Annotated in this window: 17 protein-coding genes; 7 read left to right on the forward strand and 10 right to left on the reverse strand. The window is 69.2% G+C overall.

The window, feature by feature from the left end; all coding sequences use genetic code 11:
* The 4 genes from AC16DP_RS51040 to gcvT form a co-directional block, all read right to left on the reverse strand.
* Window positions 1-1243: FG-GAP repeat domain-containing protein (locus AC16DP_RS51040; protein WP_483957124.1), on the reverse strand; the 1243-nt coding region annotated here is incomplete at its 3' end.
* Between the two features lie 343 nt (window positions 1244-1586).
* Complete coding sequence (gene gcvP, locus AC16DP_RS51045; RefSeq protein ID WP_329731579.1) at window positions 1587-4484, reverse strand: aminomethyl-transferring glycine dehydrogenase; 2898 nt, start codon at window positions 4482-4484, stop codon at window positions 1587-1589.
* A gap of 83 nt (window positions 4485-4567) precedes the next feature.
* Window positions 4568-4957 (reverse strand): glycine cleavage system protein GcvH, encoded by a 390-nt coding sequence (gene gcvH / locus AC16DP_RS51050; protein WP_329731580.1) that lies wholly within the window; start codon window positions 4955-4957, stop codon window positions 4568-4570.
* 43 nt (window positions 4958-5000) lie between these two features.
* On the reverse strand, window positions 5001-6086 hold the full coding sequence (gene gcvT / locus AC16DP_RS51055; RefSeq protein ID WP_329731581.1) for a glycine cleavage system aminomethyltransferase GcvT: 1086 nt from the start codon (window positions 6084-6086) through the stop codon (window positions 5001-5003).
* Window positions 6087-6194: 108 nt separating this feature from the next.
* On the opposite strand from gcvT, the gene metF reads away from it, so the two are divergent.
* The 5 genes from metF (at window position 6195) to AC16DP_RS51080 (ending at window position 11193) form a co-directional block, all read left to right on the forward strand.
* Window positions 6195-7067, forward strand: a complete 873-nt coding sequence (gene metF, locus AC16DP_RS51060; RefSeq protein ID WP_329731582.1) for a methylenetetrahydrofolate reductase [NAD(P)H] — start codon at window positions 6195-6197, stop codon at window positions 7065-7067.
* Window positions 7064-7477 (forward strand): hypothetical protein, encoded by a 414-nt coding sequence (locus AC16DP_RS51065; RefSeq protein WP_329731583.1) that lies wholly within the window; start codon window positions 7064-7066, stop codon window positions 7475-7477. Before metF ends, AC16DP_RS51065 begins: the two co-directional genes overlap by 4 nt.
* 103 nt (window positions 7478-7580) lie before the next feature.
* Entirely contained in the window at window positions 7581-8468 is an 888-nt protein-coding gene (locus tag AC16DP_RS51070) for an alpha/beta fold hydrolase (RefSeq protein ID WP_329731584.1), read from the forward strand.
* A gap of 33 nt (window positions 8469-8501) precedes the next feature.
* Window positions 8502-8906 (forward strand): hypothetical protein, encoded by a 405-nt coding sequence (locus tag AC16DP_RS51075; RefSeq protein WP_329731585.1) that lies wholly within the window; start codon window positions 8502-8504, stop codon window positions 8904-8906.
* Window positions 8907-8973: 67 nt separating this feature from the next.
* On the forward strand, window positions 8974-11193 hold the full coding sequence (locus AC16DP_RS51080; protein WP_329731586.1) for a TonB-dependent receptor: 2220 nt from the start codon (window positions 8974-8976) through the stop codon (window positions 11191-11193).
* 17 nt (window positions 11194-11210) lie between these two features.
* On the opposite strand, the gene AC16DP_RS51085 is transcribed toward AC16DP_RS51080, so the two are convergent.
* Complete coding sequence (locus AC16DP_RS51085) at window positions 11211-11342, reverse strand: hypothetical protein (RefSeq protein WP_329731587.1); 132 nt, start codon at window positions 11340-11342, stop codon at window positions 11211-11213.
* A 148-nt stretch (window positions 11343-11490) separates the two neighbouring features.
* Window positions 11491-12336, reverse strand: a complete 846-nt coding sequence (gene folD, locus AC16DP_RS51090; RefSeq protein ID WP_329731588.1) for a bifunctional methylenetetrahydrofolate dehydrogenase/methenyltetrahydrofolate cyclohydrolase FolD — start codon at window positions 12334-12336, stop codon at window positions 11491-11493.
* Window positions 12337-12415: 79 nt separating this feature from the next.
* Between folD and AC16DP_RS51095 the strand changes: the two genes are divergently transcribed.
* Complete coding sequence (locus AC16DP_RS51095) at window positions 12416-13177, forward strand: TerB family tellurite resistance protein (protein ID WP_329731589.1); 762 nt, start codon at window positions 12416-12418, stop codon at window positions 13175-13177.
* 31 nt (window positions 13178-13208) lie between these two features.
* Here AC16DP_RS51095 and AC16DP_RS51100 read toward each other — a convergent pair whose 3' ends face one another.
* Complete coding sequence (locus tag AC16DP_RS51100; protein WP_329731590.1) at window positions 13209-16133, reverse strand: ATP-binding protein; 2925 nt, start codon at window positions 16131-16133, stop codon at window positions 13209-13211.
* A gap of 259 nt (window positions 16134-16392) precedes the next feature.
* On the opposite strand from AC16DP_RS51100, the gene AC16DP_RS51105 reads away from it, so the two are divergent.
* A complete protein-coding gene (locus AC16DP_RS51105) occupies window positions 16393-16908 on the forward strand; it encodes a ZIP family metal transporter (RefSeq protein ID WP_329731591.1) in 516 nt (171 codons plus the stop codon).
* 4 nt (window positions 16909-16912) lie between these two features.
* Here AC16DP_RS51105 and AC16DP_RS51110 read toward each other — a convergent pair whose 3' ends face one another.
* Genes AC16DP_RS51110 through AC16DP_RS51120 form a run of 3 tightly spaced genes read right to left on the reverse strand, consistent with a single transcriptional unit; the run spans window position 16913 to window position 19772 of the window.
* On the reverse strand, window positions 16913-18097 hold the full coding sequence (locus tag AC16DP_RS51110) for a trans-sulfuration enzyme family protein (protein WP_329731592.1): 1185 nt from the start codon (window positions 18095-18097) through the stop codon (window positions 16913-16915).
* Window positions 18094-19257 carry a trans-sulfuration enzyme family protein gene (locus tag AC16DP_RS51115; RefSeq protein ID WP_329731593.1) on the reverse strand — a complete coding sequence of 388 codons (1164 nt, stop codon included), beginning with the start codon at window positions 19255-19257 and terminating at the stop codon, window positions 18094-18096. Before AC16DP_RS51115 ends, AC16DP_RS51110 begins: the two co-directional genes overlap by 4 nt.
* A gap of 2 nt (window positions 19258-19259) precedes the next feature.
* The gene (locus tag AC16DP_RS51120; RefSeq protein ID WP_329731594.1) at window positions 19260-19772 is read right to left on the reverse strand and encodes a hypothetical protein; all 513 of its coding nucleotides are present in this window, start codon (window positions 19770-19772) and stop codon (window positions 19260-19262) included.
* Window positions 19773-19790 lie beyond the last annotated feature (18 nt).

Here is a 19790-nt window from a genome sequence, read left to right on the forward strand (position 1 = left end):
GCAGCTTCAGCTCGTCCGCGTAGATGACCTCCAGCCGCCCGTCATCCTCGAAGTCGAACGTCGTCGACGTCGTCTTTCCCGAGCTGTACTCCTGGATGGGGAACGTCCACTTCACCGTCCCGTCCGCCCCGTACACCGTGTAGTTCCAGTCTCCCGCCAGGCCGATCTCCAGCTGCCCGTCCCCATCGAAGTCGCCAATGTTGGGCGCGCCACCGTGGCCCGCCTTGTCGTGCAGCGGCAGGTCCGTTCCCGTCAGGTGCACCTCGCGCGTCCACAGCAGCGCGCAGTTGTCGTCCAGCAGGCTCACCCGGCCGTGCGTCGCCTCCAGGCTCTTGCCCACCACGACGATCTCCCCGGCCGCGTCCCCATCGAAGTTGCCCACGGCGGCGAAGCCGTGCGGAATCTCCGTGTTGGCACACTTGAGCGTGCCATCGTGCCGGTACACGGAGCGGCCGTTGACCACCTCCTGCTTGCCGTCCTGGTCGAGATCCACCGCGAAGGACACCGGGCCGGTGAACAGCGCGCCGCCCATGCCGTCCGAGCCCACCCACTTCAGGACGCCCGTGTTGCTGTAGACGCGGTTGCCGTCGAGGATCTCCACGGCGCCGTCCCCATCCAGGTCCGCCAGCGAGGGGCCGCCCCACTCGTTGTAATCGTTCGCGTCCGGGGACGAGCGGAACTTGAAGGTGCCGTCGTTCTCGAAGCAGATGATGCCGCGGCCACTCTCGGGGATGCCGCAGATCTCCACGGCGCCGTCGCCGTCGATGTCACCCGCGGCGAGGCTCGCGGCCGGCTTCACGCGATAGGCCGGGTTCTCGACCGTCCACAGCTCCGCCCCGGTGCTGCCACTGACGGCGCGCAGCACGCCGTTGGCGTTGCCGTCGTAACCGTTCCGGTAGGCGGTGTTGTAGAAGTCGCCGTCGAAGGTGCTGAAGACGATGTCCGGAGTGCCATCCCGGTTCACGTCCACCACCACCGGCTGCATCATCACCTGCTTGTGCGTGGGGAGCACCGGGCTGCCCGTCCAGGCCCACTGCAGCTCGGGCTGGAAGTTGGCCGTGAACGGCGGCTTCACCTCGCACCGCTCCGCCAGATTGCCCGTGCCGCGAACGGTGGGCTGCTGCTGCGAGTCCGTGGTGTTGCACGCGCTCCCCGTGGCCAGCGCTACCAGCGCCACGAAGAACCGCCCACGTCCCTCACCCCTCCACCGCGCGAACCCCTGCGTGCCGCGCTTGAGCTTCATGTCTGCCTCTCTCCTTCTGCCTTCGGGTCTGGCCTGAATCACACCACCATCCAGACGACTTTGACGGTGCGGCCCCGGCTGGATCCCGAAGCGGAAACCGGAAGAACCGTGAATACCGACACATGCGGAATAGCACACTGTTCGGATTCATGTCCGTCAGAATTATCCATTCTGGATAGACAAACATGCTGCGAAGGAGTGCCAGACCCGACAGGGACGCAGAAAGGCAGACATCTGCCGACTCAATGATTCTCAGACAACAAGAAGACGAGACTCGCCGGAAAACAAAAAGCCCCAGGTTCCGGAGAACCCGAGGCCTTTGTCTGGGTGACACGGGCGAAGCCTACGCCGCCTTGGACGGCTCCGGGGACATGTAGTCCTCGATCGGCGGGCACGAGCACACCAGCTTGCGATCGCCCAGCACGTTGTTCAGCCGTCCCACCGACGGCCAGAACTTGTGATCGGCCACCCACGGCGCCGGGAAGGCCGCCTGCTCGCGCGAGTACGGACGGTTCCACTCTGGCGCCGTCATCACCCGCGCCGTGTGCGGCGCGTTCTTCAGGACGTTGTTGTCCCTCGGCGCCTTGCCCTCCTCCACCTCGCGGATCTCCCCACGGATGGCGATCAGCGCGTCGCACAGCCGATCGATCTCCGCCTTGGACTCGCTCTCCGTCGGCTCGATCATCAGAGTGCCCGCCACCGGGAACGACACCGTCGGCGCGTGGAAGCCGTAGTCCATCAACCGCTTGGCCACGTCCTCCACCTCGACACCCGCCGTCTTCTTCAGGTGCCGCAGGTCCACGATGCACTCGTGCGCCACCCGGCCCCGCTTGCCGCGGTAGAGCACCGGGTAGTGCTCCTGCAGCCGCTCGGCGATGTAGTTGGCGTTGAGGATGGCCAGCTTCGTCGCCTTCGTCAGGCCCTCGGCGCCCATCATCGCGATGTACATCCACGAGATGACCAGGATGCTCGCGCTGCCCCACGGCGCCGCGGACACCGCCCCGATGCCGTCGCTGCCGCCGGTCGCGATGACCGAGTGCCGCGGCAGGAACTTCACCAGGTGGCTCGCCACGCAGATGGGACCCATGCCCGGGCCGCCACCGCCGTGCGGGATGCAGAACGTCTTGTGCAGGTTGATGTGGCACACGTCCGCGCCAATGTTCGCCGGCGACGTCAGCCCCACCTGCGCGTTCAGGTTCGCGCCGTCCATGTACACCTGCCCGCCGCGCTCGTGCACGATGGCGCAGATGTCCTTGATCTCCTCCTCGAACACGCCGTGCGTGGACGGGTAGGTGACCATCAGGGCGGCCAGCTTCTCCTTGTGCTCATCCGCCTTGGCGCGCAGATCGCCCAGGTCGATGTTGCCGCTCTCGTCGCACTTGACGACCACCACCTGGTAGCCCGCCATCACCGCGGTGGCCGGGTTGGTGCCGTGCGCCGAGGACGGAATCAGGCACACGTTGCGGTGCCCCTGGCCCCGGTTCTGGTGGTACGCGCGGATGACCAGCAGGCCCGCGTACTCGCCCTGGCTGCCCGCGTTGGGCTGCAGCGACACGCCCGCGAACCCGGTGATGCTCGCCAGCATCTGCTCCAGCTGCTCGAAGAGCACCTTGTAGCCCGCCGCCTGCGAGCTCGGCGCGAACGGGTGCAGCTTGCCGAACTGCGGCCACGTCACCGGAATCATCTCCGCCGTGGCGTTGAGCTTCATGGTGCACGAGCCGAGCGGAATCATCGAGTGCGTGAGCGACAAGTCACGCGACTCGAGGCGGCGGATGTACCGCAGCATCTCCGTCTCGGAGTGGTAGCTGTTGAAGACCTGGTGCGTGAGGTACGGGCTGGTGCGGCGCAGGCCCTCGGGGATGGTGCTCTGCACGTCCTTGCCCAGCTCCTCGAGCGTGAAGCCCAGGGGCTTGCCCCCGGCGAACACGGAGAGGATGGCCTCCACGTCGGACGGACGGGTGGCCTCGTCGAGGCTCAGGCCGATGGCCCGCTCGTCGATGCGGCGGAAGTTCATCCCCTTGGCCTCGGCGGCCGAGAGCATTCCGCGGATGTGCGGCGGCGCCGTCTCCACCCGGAGGGTGTCGAAGACGTTCTCGTAGTTGGCGCCGTAGCCCAGCTTGCGCAGGCCGCGCGCCAGCAGCACCGTCAGGCCGTGCACGCGCTCGGCGATGGCCTTCAGGCCCCGGGGCCCGTGGTACACCGCGTACATGCTGGCCATGATGGCCAGCAGCACCTGCGCGGTGCAGATGTTGCTCGTGGCCTTCTCGCGGCGGATGTGCTGCTCACGCGTCTGCAGCGCCATGCGCAGCGCGCGCCGGCCCTGGGCGTCCTCGGACACGCCGATGATGCGGCCCGGCATGACGCGCGTGTACGCGTTCTTCGTGGCGAAGAAGGCCGCGTGCGGACCGCCGTACCCCATGGGCACGCCGAAGCGCTGGGCGCTGCCCACCGCCACGTCCGCGCCGAACTCGCCCGGCGGCGTCAGCATCGTCAGCGCCAGCAGATCCGTGGCCACGATGAACAGGCCGTTGGCCGCGTGCACCTTCTCGCCGAAGGCGCGGTAGTCGTGCACCACGCCGTCGGTGGCCGGGTACTGCACCAGCGCGCCGAAGTACTTCTTGGCGCCCAGGTCCACCGTGCGGTGGTCCCCCACCACCACCTCCACGCCCAGCGGCTGGGCGCGGGTGCGCACCACTTCGAGCGTCTGCGGGTGGCAGGTCTCGGAGACGAAGAAGGCGCCCCCGTTGTCGTCACCCTTGGTGTGCAGCGCCAGGGCCATGGCCTCGGCGGCCGCGGTGCCCTCGTCGAGCAGCGAGGCGTTGGCCACTTCCATCCCGGTGAGGTCCATCACCATCGTCTGGAAGTTGAGCAGCGCCTCCAGGCGGCCCTGGGCGATCTCCGCCTGGTAGGGCGTGTACTGGGTGTACCAGCCCGGGTTCTGCAGGATGTTGCGGAGGATGACGTGCGGGGTCTGGGTGTCGTAGTAGCCCATCCCGATGAAGGACCGGAGCAGCTGGTTCTTCGACGCGATGGCTTCCAGCACCGCGAGCGCGTCGTGCTCCGAGTGGGCCACCGCCATCTTCAGCGGCTCCTTCGAGCGGATGGCAGCGGGCACCGTCTGGTCGATGAGCTCGTCCAGCGAGCCCACGCCCACGGCCTTCAGCATCCCGTGCAGCTCCTTCTCATCCGGGCCGATGTGCCGGTCAGAGAACGATTCCTGGTATTTCCAGTTCAAGGACATAGTTCGAGCACTCGCAGTGCGGGTGTGACGAAAAGACCCAGGTAACACCCAGGCCTCTTGCGTTCATTCAGACCCGGGGGACTTCAGGAATTCTTGAGCAGGTCCCCGTACGCGGAGGCGTCCATGAGGCCGGCCAGCTCCTTGCTGTCCGAGGGCTCGAGCTCGATGATCCACCCCGCCCCGTAGGGGTCGTTGTTGATCGCCTGGGGGTCGTTGGTGAGGGCGTCGTTCACCTTCACCACCTTGCCGGAGAGCGGGGAGTAGAGCTCCGACACGGCCTTGGTGGACTCGATGGCGCCGAACTGCTTGCCGGCGGTGACGGTGGCGCCCACCTTGGGCAGATCCACGAACACCACGTCACCGAGCGCCTCCTGGGCGTGGGACGTGACGCCCACCACCACGCGGTTGCCCTCGATGCGGGCCCACTCATGCTCCTTCGTGTACTTCAGGTTCTGCGGAATGTTGCCGGCCATGTCCGTGCTCCTCGGGTAGGGCTGCTCAGGGCTGGGGACTGCGTCAGGACTTCTTCCAGAAGGGGGTCTTCACCACGACGGCGGACACCGGACGGCCGCGGACCTCCACGTCGAACGTCGAGCCCTCGGCCGCCAGCTCGGCGGGCACGTAGCCGATGCCGATGGGCTTCTTCACCGAGGGGCCCAGGGTGCCGCTGGTCACCTCGCCCACCCGCTGCCCGTCCTTGAGGATGGGGTAGCCGTGGCGGGGGATGCCGGCGCCGGTCAGCTCGAAGCCCACCAGCTTGCGCTTCACGCCCTCGGCCTTCTGCTTCGCCAGCACGTCGCGGCCGATGAAGCCGCCCGCCTTGTCCAGCTTGCAGATCCACCCCAGTCCGGCCTCCAGGGCCGTGTGGGTGTCGTCGATGTCGTTGCCGTAGAGCGCGTACTTCATCTCCGTGCGCAGGCTGTCGCGGGCGCCGAGGCCGCAGGGCTTCACGCCGTCCTGCTGGCCCTCCTCGAGGAGCGCCTCCCACAGCTTCTCCGCGTCGCCGGGCGCGCAGTACAGCTCGAAGCCGTCCTCGCCGGTGTAGCCCGTGCGCGAGATGAGGCACTGCACGCCGGCCACCGGGCCCTCGGTGAAGCGGTAGGTGCCCACCTTGGAGAGGTCCGCCGGGGTCATCCGCTGCACCAGCGCCACGGCCTTGGGGCCCTGCACGGCGATCTGCGCGAAGTCGTCGCTGCGGTCCACCGGCTTCACGCCCTGGGCGTGCGCCTGCATCCAGGCGAAGTCCTTGTCCTTGTTGGACGCGTTGACGACGATGAGGATCCGCTCGGCCGAGAAGCGGTAGGCCACCACGTCATCCACGAAGCCACCCTGCTCATTGAGCAGCCCGGCGTAGACGGCCTGCCCGTCCGCGCACTTGGAGAGATCGTTGGTGATGAGCCTGTTGGCCGTCTCGAGGGCGCCGGGGCCGGTGAACTCGATCTCGCCCATGTGCGAGACGTCGAAGAGACCGACGGCATTGCGAACGGCCTCGTGCTCGGCGATGACGGAGGTGTATTGCACCGGCATGTCCCAACCGGCGAAATCCACCATCCTGCCGCCCAGCCTGCGATGGGCCTCGTTGAGGGGCGTACGCCGGGACATGTTCTTCTCTCCTGAGGGGGGTGAAAAAACGGCGCGGACTATAACCGCGCACCTCCCTCAATCAAGGCTCTCGGGGACCCCCCTGAAGCGTTCTAGACTGCTCGCGTCATGAAGATTCGTAATCGTTTGAATCCGTCCAACCCCTGCTTCTCCTTCGAGTTCTTTCCGCCGAAGACGGACGAGGGCACGGCCAACCTGTTGAGGACGCTGGAGGACCTGGCGCCCCTGGAGCCGGGCTTCGTGTCCGTCACCTACGGCGCGGGCGGCAGCACCCGCGACAGGACGGTGGAGCTCGTCACCCGCATCAAGCGCGAGACGGGCATCGAGGCCATGGCCCACATCACCTGCGTGGGCCACACGCCCGGCGAGCTGCGCGAGGTGCTGCAGCGGCTGAAGGACGCGAAGCTGGAGAACGTGCTGGTGCTCCGGGGAGATCCGCCCCAGGGCCAGACGGCCTTCGAGCCCGCGCCCGGGGGTTTCCGTCATGCCTCCGAGTTGGTGCGCTTCATCCGGGAGGAGGATTTCAACTTCTGCCTGGGCGGGGCGTGCTATCCGGAGGGCCACGTGGAGACGGCCTCGCGCGACGACGACCTGCGTCATCTCAAGGAGAAGGTGGACGCGGGCCTGGACTTCGTCATCACCCAGCTCTTCTTCGACAACGCCTTCTACTTCGACTTCGTGGAGCGGGCGCGCCGTATGGGCATCAACGTCCCCATCGTCCCGGGAATCATGCCCATCACCAACTACGAGCAGGTGCAGCGCTTCACCCGCATGTGCGGGGCCACCGTGCCCATGCGCCTGGGGCTGCAGCTCGAGCGGGTGAAGGATCAGCCCGAGGCGCTGGTGCAGCTGGGGGTAGCGCACGCCACGGTGCAGTGCATGGAGTTGCTGTCGCGCGGCGTGCCCGGCATCCACTTCTACACGCTCAACAAGTCACCGGCGACGCGGATGATCGTGAGCGCCCTGAGGGCCCGGACATGAGTGGACCTGGATTGAACGTCCCGCGGAGCGATCCGCGGTGGCTGGCGCTTCGGAAGCTGCGCCCGCCCGCGTTCATGTTGATGAACGTGGGCATCATCACCATCGCCTACGCCCTGGCCATGGGGGCCGTGCTGAAGGGCTGGCTGCCGGTGCCGGCGGATTTCGCCACCGCCCTGCGGGGGCAGACCGAGTGGGAGGCTCCGCTCAAGATGCTCGGGTCCATCGTGGCCGGCTCGCTGAGCATCGTGGGTGCGTGGAGCGCCTTCAACCTGCGCAGGTGGGCGCTGGTGATCGTGGGCGCGATCGCCGCCATCACCCCGCTCACCCCCGTCTGCTTCCTGGGCTTCCCCTTCGCCCTGTGGGCAATGTGGGTCCTCAGCATGCCCGAGGTGCGCCAGCGCTTCACTTGAAGTCCACGAGAGTTCCCGGCAATCCCTTCACGGCGGGCTTTCACTCCCGGGCCGCCGGACCTATTCTGCGCGCGCAACCGTACTGCTCACCGGGAGCCGTTCCTTGCAGCACCACTACGCGGACATCAATGGAGTCACCCTGCACTATGTGACGTACGGTGCGGGAGAGCCGATCCTCTTCATCCATGGGTTCCCCGAGTACTGGGGGGTCTGGAAGAAGCAGCTCAACGAGCTGGGCAAGGATCACTTCGTGGTCGCCCTGGACATGCGCGGCTACAACCTCAGCTCCAAGCCCAAGGAGGTCGAGGCCTACCATATCAAGCACCTCGTGGAGGACATTCGAGGGCTGATCCAGCACCTGGGGCTGAAGAAGATCTCCATCGTCTGCCAGGACTGGGGCGCGCTGCTGGGCTGGAGCTTCCTGCTGCGCCACCCGGACCTGGTGCACCGGTTCGTCACGCTCAACATCACGCACCCCGCCCTGTTCGATCGCGAGCTGCGCGAGAACCCCCGCCAGCAGCTGGCGGCCCAGTACATGCTCGTCTTCCGCTCGCCGCAGGCCGAGCCGCAGATCATGGGCGACGACTTCGCCTGGCCCAAGCAGGCCGTCTTCAATGACGCCCGGGCCCACGGCGCCATCCTGTCGGAGGAGGACACCTCCGAGTGGATCGCCGCCTGGCGGCAGCCGGGCACCATCACCTGCATGCTCAACTACTACCGGGCGGCGAAGATGGGGCCCCCGGACGGCGAGGGCCACCCGGGCGGCAGCAACCTCCTGGAGGGGCTCAAGCCGGAGCAGTACGTGGTGCAGACGCCCGTCCTCCTCATCCACGGCGAGCAGGACACCTACCTGCTGCCGGACGGCCAGCGCGGCCTGAAGGAGCTCGTGCCCAACCTGACCATCCACCGCATCCCGGATGGGACGCACTGGATCGCCCTGGAGAAGCCGCGCGAGGTCAGCCAGCTCGTGCGCGACTTCGTCCGCTCGTAGCCCCGCCCCGATGAGGAGGAGGAGTTCCCGGTTGTGTTGACGAGGGAGGACCGCCGCGATCTCGGCTGGCTCGGCCTGTGGGTAGCCGTGTACGGCCTCGCGTTCGCGCCGGTGCTCCACGCCGTCTACGGGCATGGGGGAGCGTTCTCCTCCTCCGCGCCCACCGCCCGGGTCCACGTCTCCTCCCCTGCCCCGCACGACGAGCGCACACCGCACTCGCACGGCCCCGCGGGCAAGCACGGGGAGCACCCCCCCAAGTCCGCCGGTCACACGCACGGGACCGGCAGTGTCGAGCACCTCCAGGCGGTGGCGCTGCCCTCGCTCGCCCTGCCCCCGTTCCGGGTGTTCTGGGTCGACATCGGCGCCCGGCACCTGGGACAGGAGCGCGCCCAGCCGGGTGAGCCGCTCCGCCCGACCGCGATGCCCCAGGCCCCGTAGGAGACACCGACGTTCCACGCCGGTCCGTCTTCTTCGTCCCCCCTGCTCGCATCGAGGTCGTTCCCCCATGCCGTCTTCTCGCGCGGCCCCCGTGGCCGTGATCGCCGCATTTGTGTCCGCTGTTCCCGCTTCCGCCCAGGAGCCGGCTCCCCCCGACGCTCCCGTGCTCGCCACCCCGGCCGAGCCCACCCCACCGGAAGCGCCCTTGCTTCCCCCGCCTCCGAGCCCCCCGCCCGCCGAGCCCGAGCCGGAGGGCCTCTCGCCCCGGCCACCCGAGGAGTCCTCGCGCATGCGGACGACGGTGACGGCGCGGCGGCCCTTCACGGCGGCCTCGTCCACCACGGTGCGGGACCGGGACTTCCTGCTGCGCCCCCACCCACGCCCGGCGGACATCCTCCAGGGGGTGCCCGGCTTCTACGTCGTGCAGCACGCGGGCGGCGGCAAGGCCAACCAGTACTTCCTGCGCGGCTTCGATGCGGACCACGGCACGGACGTGGCCCTCTCCGTGGACGGCATCCCCGTCAACATGGTGAGCCATGGGCACGGCCAGGGCTACGCGGACCTCAACTGGGTCATCCCCGAGCTCATCGAGCGCGTGGAGGTGCGCAAGGGCCCCTCCTTCGCGCAGGACGGGGACTTCGCCACCGCGGGCGCGGTGAACCTGGTGACCCGCCGTGACTTCGAGTCGAGCCAGCTCACCGTGGGCGGCGGCTCGTTCGACACCTGGCGCGGGCTGTTCATCGCCGCCCCCGAGGTGGAGGGCTGGAGCCCCGTGGTGGCCGGGCAGGTGTATGGCACCCATGGCCCCTTCCTCAATCCCGAGAAGCTGCAGCGCTACAGCCTCTTCAGCCAGGTGACGCGCCACGTGTCCCCCACTTCCACGGTGGCGCTGTCACTCACCTCCTACGGAAGCGGCTGGAACGCGAGCGGCCAGATTCCCCTGCGCGAGGTGAACGCCGGCAGGCTGGACCGCTTCGCCACGCTGAATGGCGCCGAGGGCGGCAACTCGCAGCGGCACAGCGCCCAGGCCACCTGGCGCACCCTCACCCGTGACGGCGAGGTGAACGTCATGGCGTACGCCGTGCAGTACCGGCTCAACCTCTACTCCGACTTCACCTTCTTCAGCCGCGACCCGGTGAACGGGGACATGATCGAGCAGGACGACCGGCGCACGATGCTCGGCTTCCACGCCTCGTACCGCTTCCGGCGCCAGTGGGCCGGCATCGGCTTCGACACCACGCTCGGCACGCAACTGCGCAGCGACACCATCGAGAACGGGCTGAGCTACGACAAGGACCGCGAGCGGCTGGAGCGCGTGGTGGACGCCAGCATCCGCGAGGGCAGCCTCGGGCTGTACGCCCAGGAGGACATCACCTTCACCCCCTGGCTGCGCGCGGTGCTCGGCCTGCGCGCGGACTCCTTCGGCTTCGACGTGGAGGACCGTCTCGAGGACCTGGCCACGCCCGGCACGAAGAGCTCCGGGGTGGAGCAGGCCGCCCGTGTCTCCCCCAAGGCGAGCCTCGTCCTCTCCCCGCTCCCCAATACCGACGTGTACCTCAACTACGGCCACGGCTTTCACTCCAACGACGCGCGCGGCGTGGTGCGCCAGCCCGAGCCGGTGACACCGCTGACCCGGGCGCGAGGGTACGAGCTGGGCGCGCGCACGCGGCTCTTCGAGCGGCTGGACGTGGCGGGCTCGGTGTTCCGGCTCGACCTGGACAGCGAGCTCGTCTGGGTGGGCGACGAGGGCACCACCGAGGCCCGCGGCGCCACCCGGCGCGAGGGCGTGGAGGCCGAGGCGCGGCTCAAGGTGCTCCCGTGGCTCTTCGCGGACGCGGACATCACCGTCACGCGCGCCAACTACGTGCGCAACGCCGGCAACGGGGACGCGGTGGCGCTGGCGCCCACGCTCATCCTCTCGGGAGGCGTGTCCGCGCGGCACCCGGGGGGGCTCTACGGACGGCTCGGCGTGCTGCACCTGGGCGACCGCCCGGCCACCGAGGACCGCTTCCTCACCGCCGAGGGCTTCACCCGCGTGGACGCCACACTGGGCTACCGGGGCTCCTTCTACGAGGTGAACCTGAGCGTGCAGAACCTGCTCGATACGGCCTGGCGCGAGGCCCAGTTCGCCAACGTCTCGCGGCTGCCCTCCGAGACAGGCCCGGAGAGCTGCCCCGCGGGAACCCGGCCCTCGGGCGACGCGGACGCGTTCGAGGGGTGCGAGGATCTCCACTTCACCCCGGGCGCGCCCTTCAACGCCCAGGCGAGTGTGAGCTTCTTCTTCTGAGCAGGGAAGATCCGGCGCTAGTACCGGGCCTTCTTCTTCGGCGCGGGGGCGGGCGGGGCCACGAGTGTGGACTCGTCGCGCCCCAGGCGGGCCTGCAGCCAGTTCACGAGGTTCGCGGCCCGGTCCTGGTCGTCCGGCCATTCGTCCACGAGCTCGGCGCGAGAAGCCGAACGCGAAGGGAGCCAGCATCAGGGTGAGGCAGCCCAGGTTGGCGATACGCATGGCCCCATCCTAGCGCGCCACCCGGGAGAAGCCTCTTCGCTACCCCACCGGGCGAGCGAGCAGCCTCCCCAGACACTACAGCGTGGCCTTCGCCGCCTCGAGCGTGTTGCGCATCAACATGGCGATGGTCATGGGCCCCACGCCCCCCGGCACCGGCGTGATGAACGAGGCCCGCTCCTTCGCCTTCTCGAACTCCACGTCCCCCTTGAGCTTGCCGTCCGGCATCCGGTTCATGCCCACGTCGATCACCACCGCTCCGGGCTTGATCCACTCGCCCTTGATCAGCTCCGGCACGCCCACCGCGGCCACCAGGATGTCCGCGTTGGCCACCTCGGCCTCCAGGTTGCTCTTGCGGTGGCACACCGTCACCGTGGCGTCCGCCGCCAGCAGCATCAGCGCCATGGGCTTGCCCACGATGTTGCTGCGCCCCACCACCACCGCCCGCTTGCCGGCCGGGTCGTACCCGATCTCCTCCAGCAGCCGCATGATGCCGAACGGCGTGCACGGCCGCGGCGCCGGCTTGCCCACCGACAGCATGCCCGCGTTCATCGGGTGGAAGCCGTCCACGTCCTTCTCCGGCCTCACCGCCGAGATGATCCGCTCCGCGTCGATGTGCTTGGGCAGCGGCAACTGCACCAGCACGCCGTGCACCGCGGGATCCTTGTTCAGCTTGTCCACCAGCGACAGCAGCTCGTCCTGGGTGATCTTGTCGTCCGGGTGCAGCTCCCAGGAGTTGAAGCCCACCTCCTCCGCCGCCTTCTTCTTGCCGGTGACGTAGATCTTCGAGGCGGGATCCTCTCCCACCCGGACCACCGTCAGTCCCGGCACCAGGCCGCGCTCGGCCTTGAGCTTCTCCACCTCCGCCTTCACCTCCGCCCTCACCCGCGCCGCCACCGCTTTTCCGTCGATCAACTGGGCCATAGCGCGGCGGACTCTATGCGAAACTCCCCCCCGGCAAGGGAGTGTAGAGACCGTGGCACCTGGAAAAGTTCTCGGAGCGATGCTTGGACTGGCCCTGGGTCTGTTGATCGGCGGACCCCTGCCCATCGTCCTGCTCGTGCTCGCCGGGCTCCTGGTCGGCCACCAGGTGGACGAGCTGAACCTCCTGCCCTCCGGCAAGGCGGAGCCGGAGAAGAGCGGCAAGCCCGTCGACACCCGCTCGCCCCAGGAGCTCGCCGCCCAGGACCACTTCGCCCGCCACCTGTGCGCCCTCTTCATCGAGGTGGCCCGCGCCGATGGAGACGTGGTGCGCGACGAGGTGCGCGTGGTGCGCGAGTACTTCGAGCAGCGGCTCAAGTATGGCCCCGAGGCGCTCGGGCTCGTCCGCCGCTACCTCAAGGAGCACCTCGCCCGCCCTCCGTCCCTCGAGCACGCCACCGCCGCGTGCCGGGACGAGCTCCCCTCCTCCGAGCGCCTGCTGTTGCTGGACGCCCTCTATGGCCTCGCGCTCGTGGATGGCCACCTCCAGCGCGCCGAGCAGGACACGCTGCGCCGGGTGTCCCAGGGGCTCGGACTGTCCGAGGAGGAGTTCCGCTCCGTCACCGCGCGCCACTTCGGAGATGGACAGGTGCACTACGCCCGGCTCGGCCTCACCCCCGAGGCCAGTGACGCGGACGTGAAGCGCGCCTTCCGCCAGCTCGCCGCCACCCACCATCCGGATCGCGTCGCCCACCTCGGCAAGGGCGCCGTCGAGCAGGCCTCCCGCCGCTTCCAGGAGATCCGCGAGTCCTACGAGGAGATCCTCCGGCTGCGCGGGAAGTGAGCCACGTGGGCGCCGTTGCCCCCTTCGACGCTCAGGCCTGCTTCCCCCGCCCGGTCATGTCGAAGAAGGAGGCCACCACCATGTAGGGCGCCGGCTCTCCGTCGCGCTGCACGGGCTGGGCATTGACGAGCAGCCAGATCAGGGAGCCATCGGGCCGGTGGATGCCCATGATCACGTTCCGCACCGGCCTGCCCGTGCGCAGCGCCACCATCGCCGGGTGCTCCTCGCCGGGGAAGTCCGAGCCATCCTCGTGGATGGCCCGCCACCGGGGATCCATCGAGGTGCGGCCCGACAGCTGGTCCACGGACAGGCCGAGGATGTGCTCGGCGCTCGCATTGGCGGTGATGATGTTGCCCTCGTTGTCCTGCACGACGATGCCCTCCCAGAGCGCGGCGAGGATGGTGCGGCACAGGGACTCCCCCTCCATGAGCGCCAGCGCCTCGGCGGCCGCGGCCTTCTGCTGTCCGGGCCACGCGGGGGTCTGGCTCCGGGCGTCCACCCCCTCCTCCTCCACCCGGCGCGGCAGCTCCACCGTGAAGGTCGCGCCCTTGCCCGGCTCGCTTCGCACGCGGATGTGGCCGCCCAACCGGGCCACGAGCTGCTGGCTGATCCACAGCCCGAGCCCCAGGCCGCCATAGTGGCGCTCGGAGACGGCCCGCTCGAAGCGCCCGAAGATGCGGGCCTGGTCCTCGGGGGTGATGCCGATGCCCTCGTCCCGCACGCTCACGCACACCCAGTCCCCCGGCAGGGCCCAGGCGCGGAGCTCGATGGGCCGGCCCTTGCCATACTTCGCCGCGTTGGACAGCAGGTTGGTCAGCACCTGCTCCAACCGCGAGCGATCCCAGTACCCCGATAGGGGGGACTCCAGCGCCAGCGACACGCGACAGCCCGCCTGCTCCAGCTCGGGCCGCAGGCGCCCCACCACCTCCTTCACCAGGGCCGGGAGGTCCATCTCCTGGCACACCAGGGCCAGGCGCCCGGAGGTGAGCCGTCCCACGTCCAGGAGATCATTCACCAGCCGCCCCAACCGCTCGCCCTGCCGCTGGCAGTTGGTGATCCACTTCGACAGGCGCTCGCGCTGGCCCAGGGCCTCGGCCTGGCGGGAGAGGTTCTGCAGCCCGAGCTTCAACGCGGTGAGGGGCGTGCGCAGCTCGTGCCCGGCGATGCCGAGGAACTCGTCGCGCAGGGCCACGGCCTGGCGGGCCTCGTGGTAGAGCCGCGCGTTGTCGAGGGCGGTGGCCGCATGGGCGGCGAACTCCCGGGCGAAGGTGCAGTCGTCCTGGGTGTAGACGCGATCCGGCGAGCCGAGCACCAGCACGTTGGTGACACGCTGGTGCGAGGAGATGGGGACGAGCATGACGGAGCGCAGGGCGAGCCGCTGGCGCACGTGCCACCACTCCGGACCCTCGTTGCCTTCCCAGAAGCCCGGCTCTTCCGTCTCAGGGATGCTCCGGGGCAGTCCCGTGCGGATGACGTCATGGAGGGGATGCGTCTGGGAGGCGTGGAAGTGCTGGAAGGCCCGGGCGAGCAGCGGCTCGAGCGCGGGCTCCGCGTGCGCCATGGACAGCACGCCGAGGGAGCCCTCCTCCCGGGAGCCGAGGAGGACGGCCATGCTGGCGAGCCCGGGAACGCACAGCCGGACGAGCATCTGGAACGTCTGCTCCGGCTCCAACGAGGAGGCCAGGGCCGCGCTGCTGTCCGCCAGGAAGCGCTGGGCCTGCATGGCGCGCGTGCGCGAGGTGATGTCGAGGAAGCTGGCGATGGCGCCGCGGGGCTGGTGTGCTTCATCGAGGAGCGGGGCCGCGGACGCGAGCAGCGAGGTGTGCCGCCGTCCCCGCACCTCGAGCTCGAGCTCCATGCAGGACACCTTCTCGCCGGTGGCGGCCGCCCGCTGCAGGGGCATCTCCTCGGGCCGCAGCTCCCGGCCCTCCCGCAGGACGCGCACGCCCTGGATGCGCTCGGACTCGGGCGCGCTGAGCGACACGTTGGTCTCCAGGGGGACCTCCAGCAGGCGCGCGAACCAGGCATTCTGCTGGACGTGCTGGCACAGGGGCTCCCTCGCGATGCCGACGCCCACGGGAAGGAGCTCCAGCAGGGTCTGGAGCTCGTCCTTCTGGCGCCGCAGCTCGAGGGAGAGTGCGTCGGCGCGCCGCTCCGCTTGCTGGAGGCGCTGCTCCAGCTCGCGAAGCCGGTCCGTCTCGAGGGCCCCCTCCGGCCGGGAGGCTCGCGCGAACGGACGCGAGCGGCAGGCGGAGCGGAGCCGGTACGTCTCGCACCGCACCGACAGGACATGGCCCCGCGAGTCGAAGACGGGCTCCAGGTGGGCCCGGAAGAGCGTGGATCCCTGGGGCCCGGACTCTTCCTGGGGAGGGAACTCGAACTCGAACCACCGGCCTTCCTCGCGCTGGAAGGCCAGCTCCATCTCTTCACGCCAATGCCGGACGAGCCGCGGGGGCATGCCGAGCTCCGCGTTCGTCCTTCCGATGAAGGAGGCGGCGGGCAGCCCGGTGACTTCCTCCACCCCGCGGTTCACATAGAGGTGGCGCAGCTCGCGGTCGAAGTGGGCCACGATGAGGGGGGACACGCCCTGGATGACCGAGCCCTCCGGCGGGGGCTCCACCATCCGCCCCCGGAGGAACCGGGTGCGTCCCAGGCGCTCCTGCTCCAACGAGAGCGCCATCCAGCGGGTGCGGCCATCCGCCGAGCGGGCACGGCAGCGCTCCTGGATCCGCGCGCCCCGGGCGGCGGCCCGGCATCCGGCGAGGAAGAGCTCCCGGTCGGGCGCGAACACCGTGCCGGAGAGGAAGCGCTCCTCCCCCAACCACTGCTCGCGAGGGAAGCCGAGGTTCCGGGCCTGCTCGTTCACCGACAGGCAGCGCAGGGTGCGCGCATCCGCCTCCCACTGGATGCTCCCGTCTCCTGCGAGCGGGCCTTGCCGGGCGTAGCGGGTCAGCATGAACGACTCCCCCTGTTCCTTGAAGAAACCGGGCGCTTCCGCCCCCTAGTCCCCCCTCTGCCCTCCCCCGTGGCGCCTCGGAGGCCGGAGCACCCGAGGCAGCGCCTTGCCCGCAGGGTAGATGAGGAATACCGCCGTCACCAGGGGGCCGGGCCGTTTGAGCACGAACATCACACGCTCTCCGTCGAACACCCGGGAGGGGTGCCACTTGTAGGTCCAAGCGCTCCACTCCAGTCTCGAGCACGAAGCGAGAAGAACGATGCCACAGTGGATTCAGGCCGGCCTGTGGGGAGGACTCGCGGGCAGTGCCCTGCTGCTGGGCGCGACGGAGGACTCGAGCAGTGGCCTGGCCATCGCCGTGGGGGCCCTGCTCGATGGCATCCCCGAGTCCATCGTCATCGGCGTGAGCCTCCTGTCGGGCAGTGGATCCGTGAGCCTCGTGGCGGTGGCCGCCGTCTTCCTCTCCAACGTGCCCGAGGGCCTCTCCTCCGCCTCCGGCATGAAGAAGTCGGGCCGCTCGAAGGGGTACGTCTTCGGCGTCTGGGGCGGCATCGCGCTCGTCTCCGCGCTGGCGTCCCTGCTGGGCTATGTCGTCTTCCGCGACGTCGCTCCGGGAATCATCGCGGGCACCATGGCCGTGGCGGCGGGTGCCATCCTCGCCATGATCGCCGACACGATGATTCCGGAGGCCGTCGAGGGAAGTCACAACCTCACCGGCCTCATCACCGTGCTCGGCTTCCTGGCCGCGTTCCTCCTCGGCCGCGCGGGGGGCTGAAGCGTCAGCGCGCCGCGTGGAGCGCCTGCTCGAGGTCCCCGAGGATGTCCTCGAGCGCCTCCAGGCCGACGGAGTAGCGCAGCAGTCCATCGCCGATGCCTCGCTGCAGTCGGATCTCCCGGGGCATGGCCGCGTGCGACATCAGGGCCGGGTACGACAGGATGCTCTCCACCGCGCCCAGGCTGACCGCCACCAGGGGAAGGGTGACGTGCTCGAGCACCTTCCGTGCGCGCGCTCCCGAGCCGACATCGAAGGACACGATGGCCCCGTATCCCTGGGACTGACGCTCGTGGATGGCGCGCCCGGGATGCTCCGGCAGTCCGGGGTAGTACACCCGCGTCACCGAGGGCTGCCGCGTCAGCCAGTCCGCCAGCTGTCGTGCGCTGCGCTCGGCGCACTCCATGCGGGCCAGGAGCGTCTTCATCCCGCGCATCAGCAGCCAGGAGTCCTGCACGCCCAGCACGCTGCCCAGGCCGTTCTGCAGGTGCTTGAGCTTGTGGCCCAGCCGCTCGTTGGACACCACCGCGAGCCCGGCCAGCACGTCGCTGTGGCCCCCGAGGAACTTGGTCGCGCTGTGCACCACGATGTCGATGCCCAGCTCGATGGGGCGCTGGAGGCACGGCGTCATGAAGGTGTTGTCCAGCATCGTCAGCAGGCCGTGCTTCCGGGCCCACTCCGCCACCGCGGCGATGCCGGTGATCTTCAGCGTCGGGTTGGATGGCGTCTCCAGGAACACCGCCCGCGTGTTCGGCCTGCGCGCGGCCTCGAGCCTGTCCAGGTCCGTCGCGTCGACGAAGGTCGTCTCGATGCCCATCCGTCCGAGGATCGTCGTCAGCAGCCGGTACGTGCCGCCATACACGTCCTCGGAGCAGATGACGTGGTCCCCGTTGGACAGCAGCATGAAGGCGGTGGAGATCGCCGCCATCCCCGAGGAGAAGGCGAAGCCCCGCGCACCCCCCTCGAGCTGGGCGATGGTGTCCTCGAGCGCCTGGCGCGTCGGGTTCCCCGAGCGCGTGTAGTCATGCTCCGGGGGATTCTCGAGCGAGGCGTGGTGGAAGGTGGACGCCTGGTAGATGGGAACGCTGGAGGCACCGGTGCGCGCGTCCGTCCCCGAGACGGTGCGGACGACCCGCGTGGCCAGCCTCCGGCCGGTGCCGGTGGTACAGGGACGCTCCTTGGGATGAATCATGACGCTTGAACCTCCTTCCGGGCGGCCTCGAAGGCCTGCCACAGATCGGCGATGAGATCGTCCACGTGCTCGATGCCCACCGAGTACCGGAGCAGCCGCTCGTCCACGCCCACCCGGCGGCGCATCTCCTCCGGGATATCCGCATGCGTCTGCACCGTGGGGTACGTCATCAGGGACTCCACCCCGCCGAGGCTCTCCGCGAAGGCGATGAGCTGGACGTGACGCAGCACGGGCTCCACGAGACGCGCGTCCTTCAGCTTGAAGGAGAAGATGCCCGTGTTCCCCGAGGCCTGCCGCTTCTGCAAGGCATGGCCCGGGTGGCTCTCCAGGCCCGGGTGGTAGACCTGCTCGACGAGCGGATGCGCCGCCAGCCAGTGGGCGATGCGCAGCGCGTTCGCCTGATGGCGCTCCATGCGCAGCGCCAGCGTCTTCATCCCGCGCATGAGCAGCCAGCTGTCCTGCGGCCCCAGCACGGCGCCCATGGAGTTGTGCAGGAACGCCACCTGCTCGGACAGCGCCTTGACCCGCGTCACCACCAGGCCCGCCAGCACGTCGTTGTGTCCGCCCAGGTACTTGGAGGCACTGTGCACGACGATGTCCGCGCCCAGCTCGATGGGCCGCTGGAAGAACGGCGTCATCAGCGTGTTGTCCACGATGGAGATCAACTCGCGGGCCCGGGCCCAGCGGCACACGCGCTCGATGTCGGTGATCTTCATCAGCGGGTTGGTGGGCGTCTCCAGCAGCACCGCCTTCGTCACACCGGGCCGGAACGCGGACTCGAGCGCGTCCAGGTCATGGGTGTCCACGTAGGTCGCGGAGATGCCGTACCGGGAGAGCACCTTCTCCAGCAGCCGGTACGTACCGCCATACAAGTCCAGCGACACGAGCAGGTGCGCCCCCTGGCCGAACAGGGAGAAGACGAGCTGGAGCGCCGCCATGCCCGAGCTGCACGCGAAGCCGGCGTCACCCGACTCGAGCCGGGCGATGGCCTCCTCCAGGACGGCCCGCGTGGGGCTCTTCGTGCGCGCGTAGTCGAACCCCGTGCTCTGCCCCAGGCGCGGATGCCGGAAGGCGGTGGCGTGATGAACGGGAAAACTGACCGCGCCCGTCACGGAGTCGGAAACGGATCCAATCTGTGCCAGCAGGCTTTCGAGCTTCATGTTCATCTCCTTCCCCGCACGTTCTGGGCGAGGCGCAGGATGTCGGCCAACACACCGGCGGCGGTGACATCACCGCCCGCGCCGGCTCCGCGGACGATGAGGGGGAACTCGCGGTAGCGCTCGGTGAAGAAGGACACCATCGCCTCCGCGCCCTTCAACCCGGTGGCCGGGTGCGCTGCGTCCACCGCCACCGGGCCCACCTTCACGCGGGGACCTCCGGGCGCGTTGGGAAGTATCTGGGCGAGGTAGCGCAGGCTCCTGCCCGCCGCGCGGTAGCGGGACACCTGGGCGCTCACGTCCGCGTCCAGCGAGCCCAGCGTGCGCAGGAAGGTCTCCGGATCCTCCTCCCGCAGGTGCTCGGGTGGGACGAGCGGCTCCACGGCAACGTCCTCCAGCTCGAGCTCCAGCCCTAGTGGACTGTCCGACAAGTTTTTCAACATAGTCGAGACCACAGGGTAGGTTGGGTGGAGGAAGAGACCGGATAAGTTGGGTGGATGAGGAGACGACCGCCGCATCTCCTCCACCTTTCGCCT

The sequence above is a fragment of the Archangium sp. genome, from assembly GCF_057119385.1.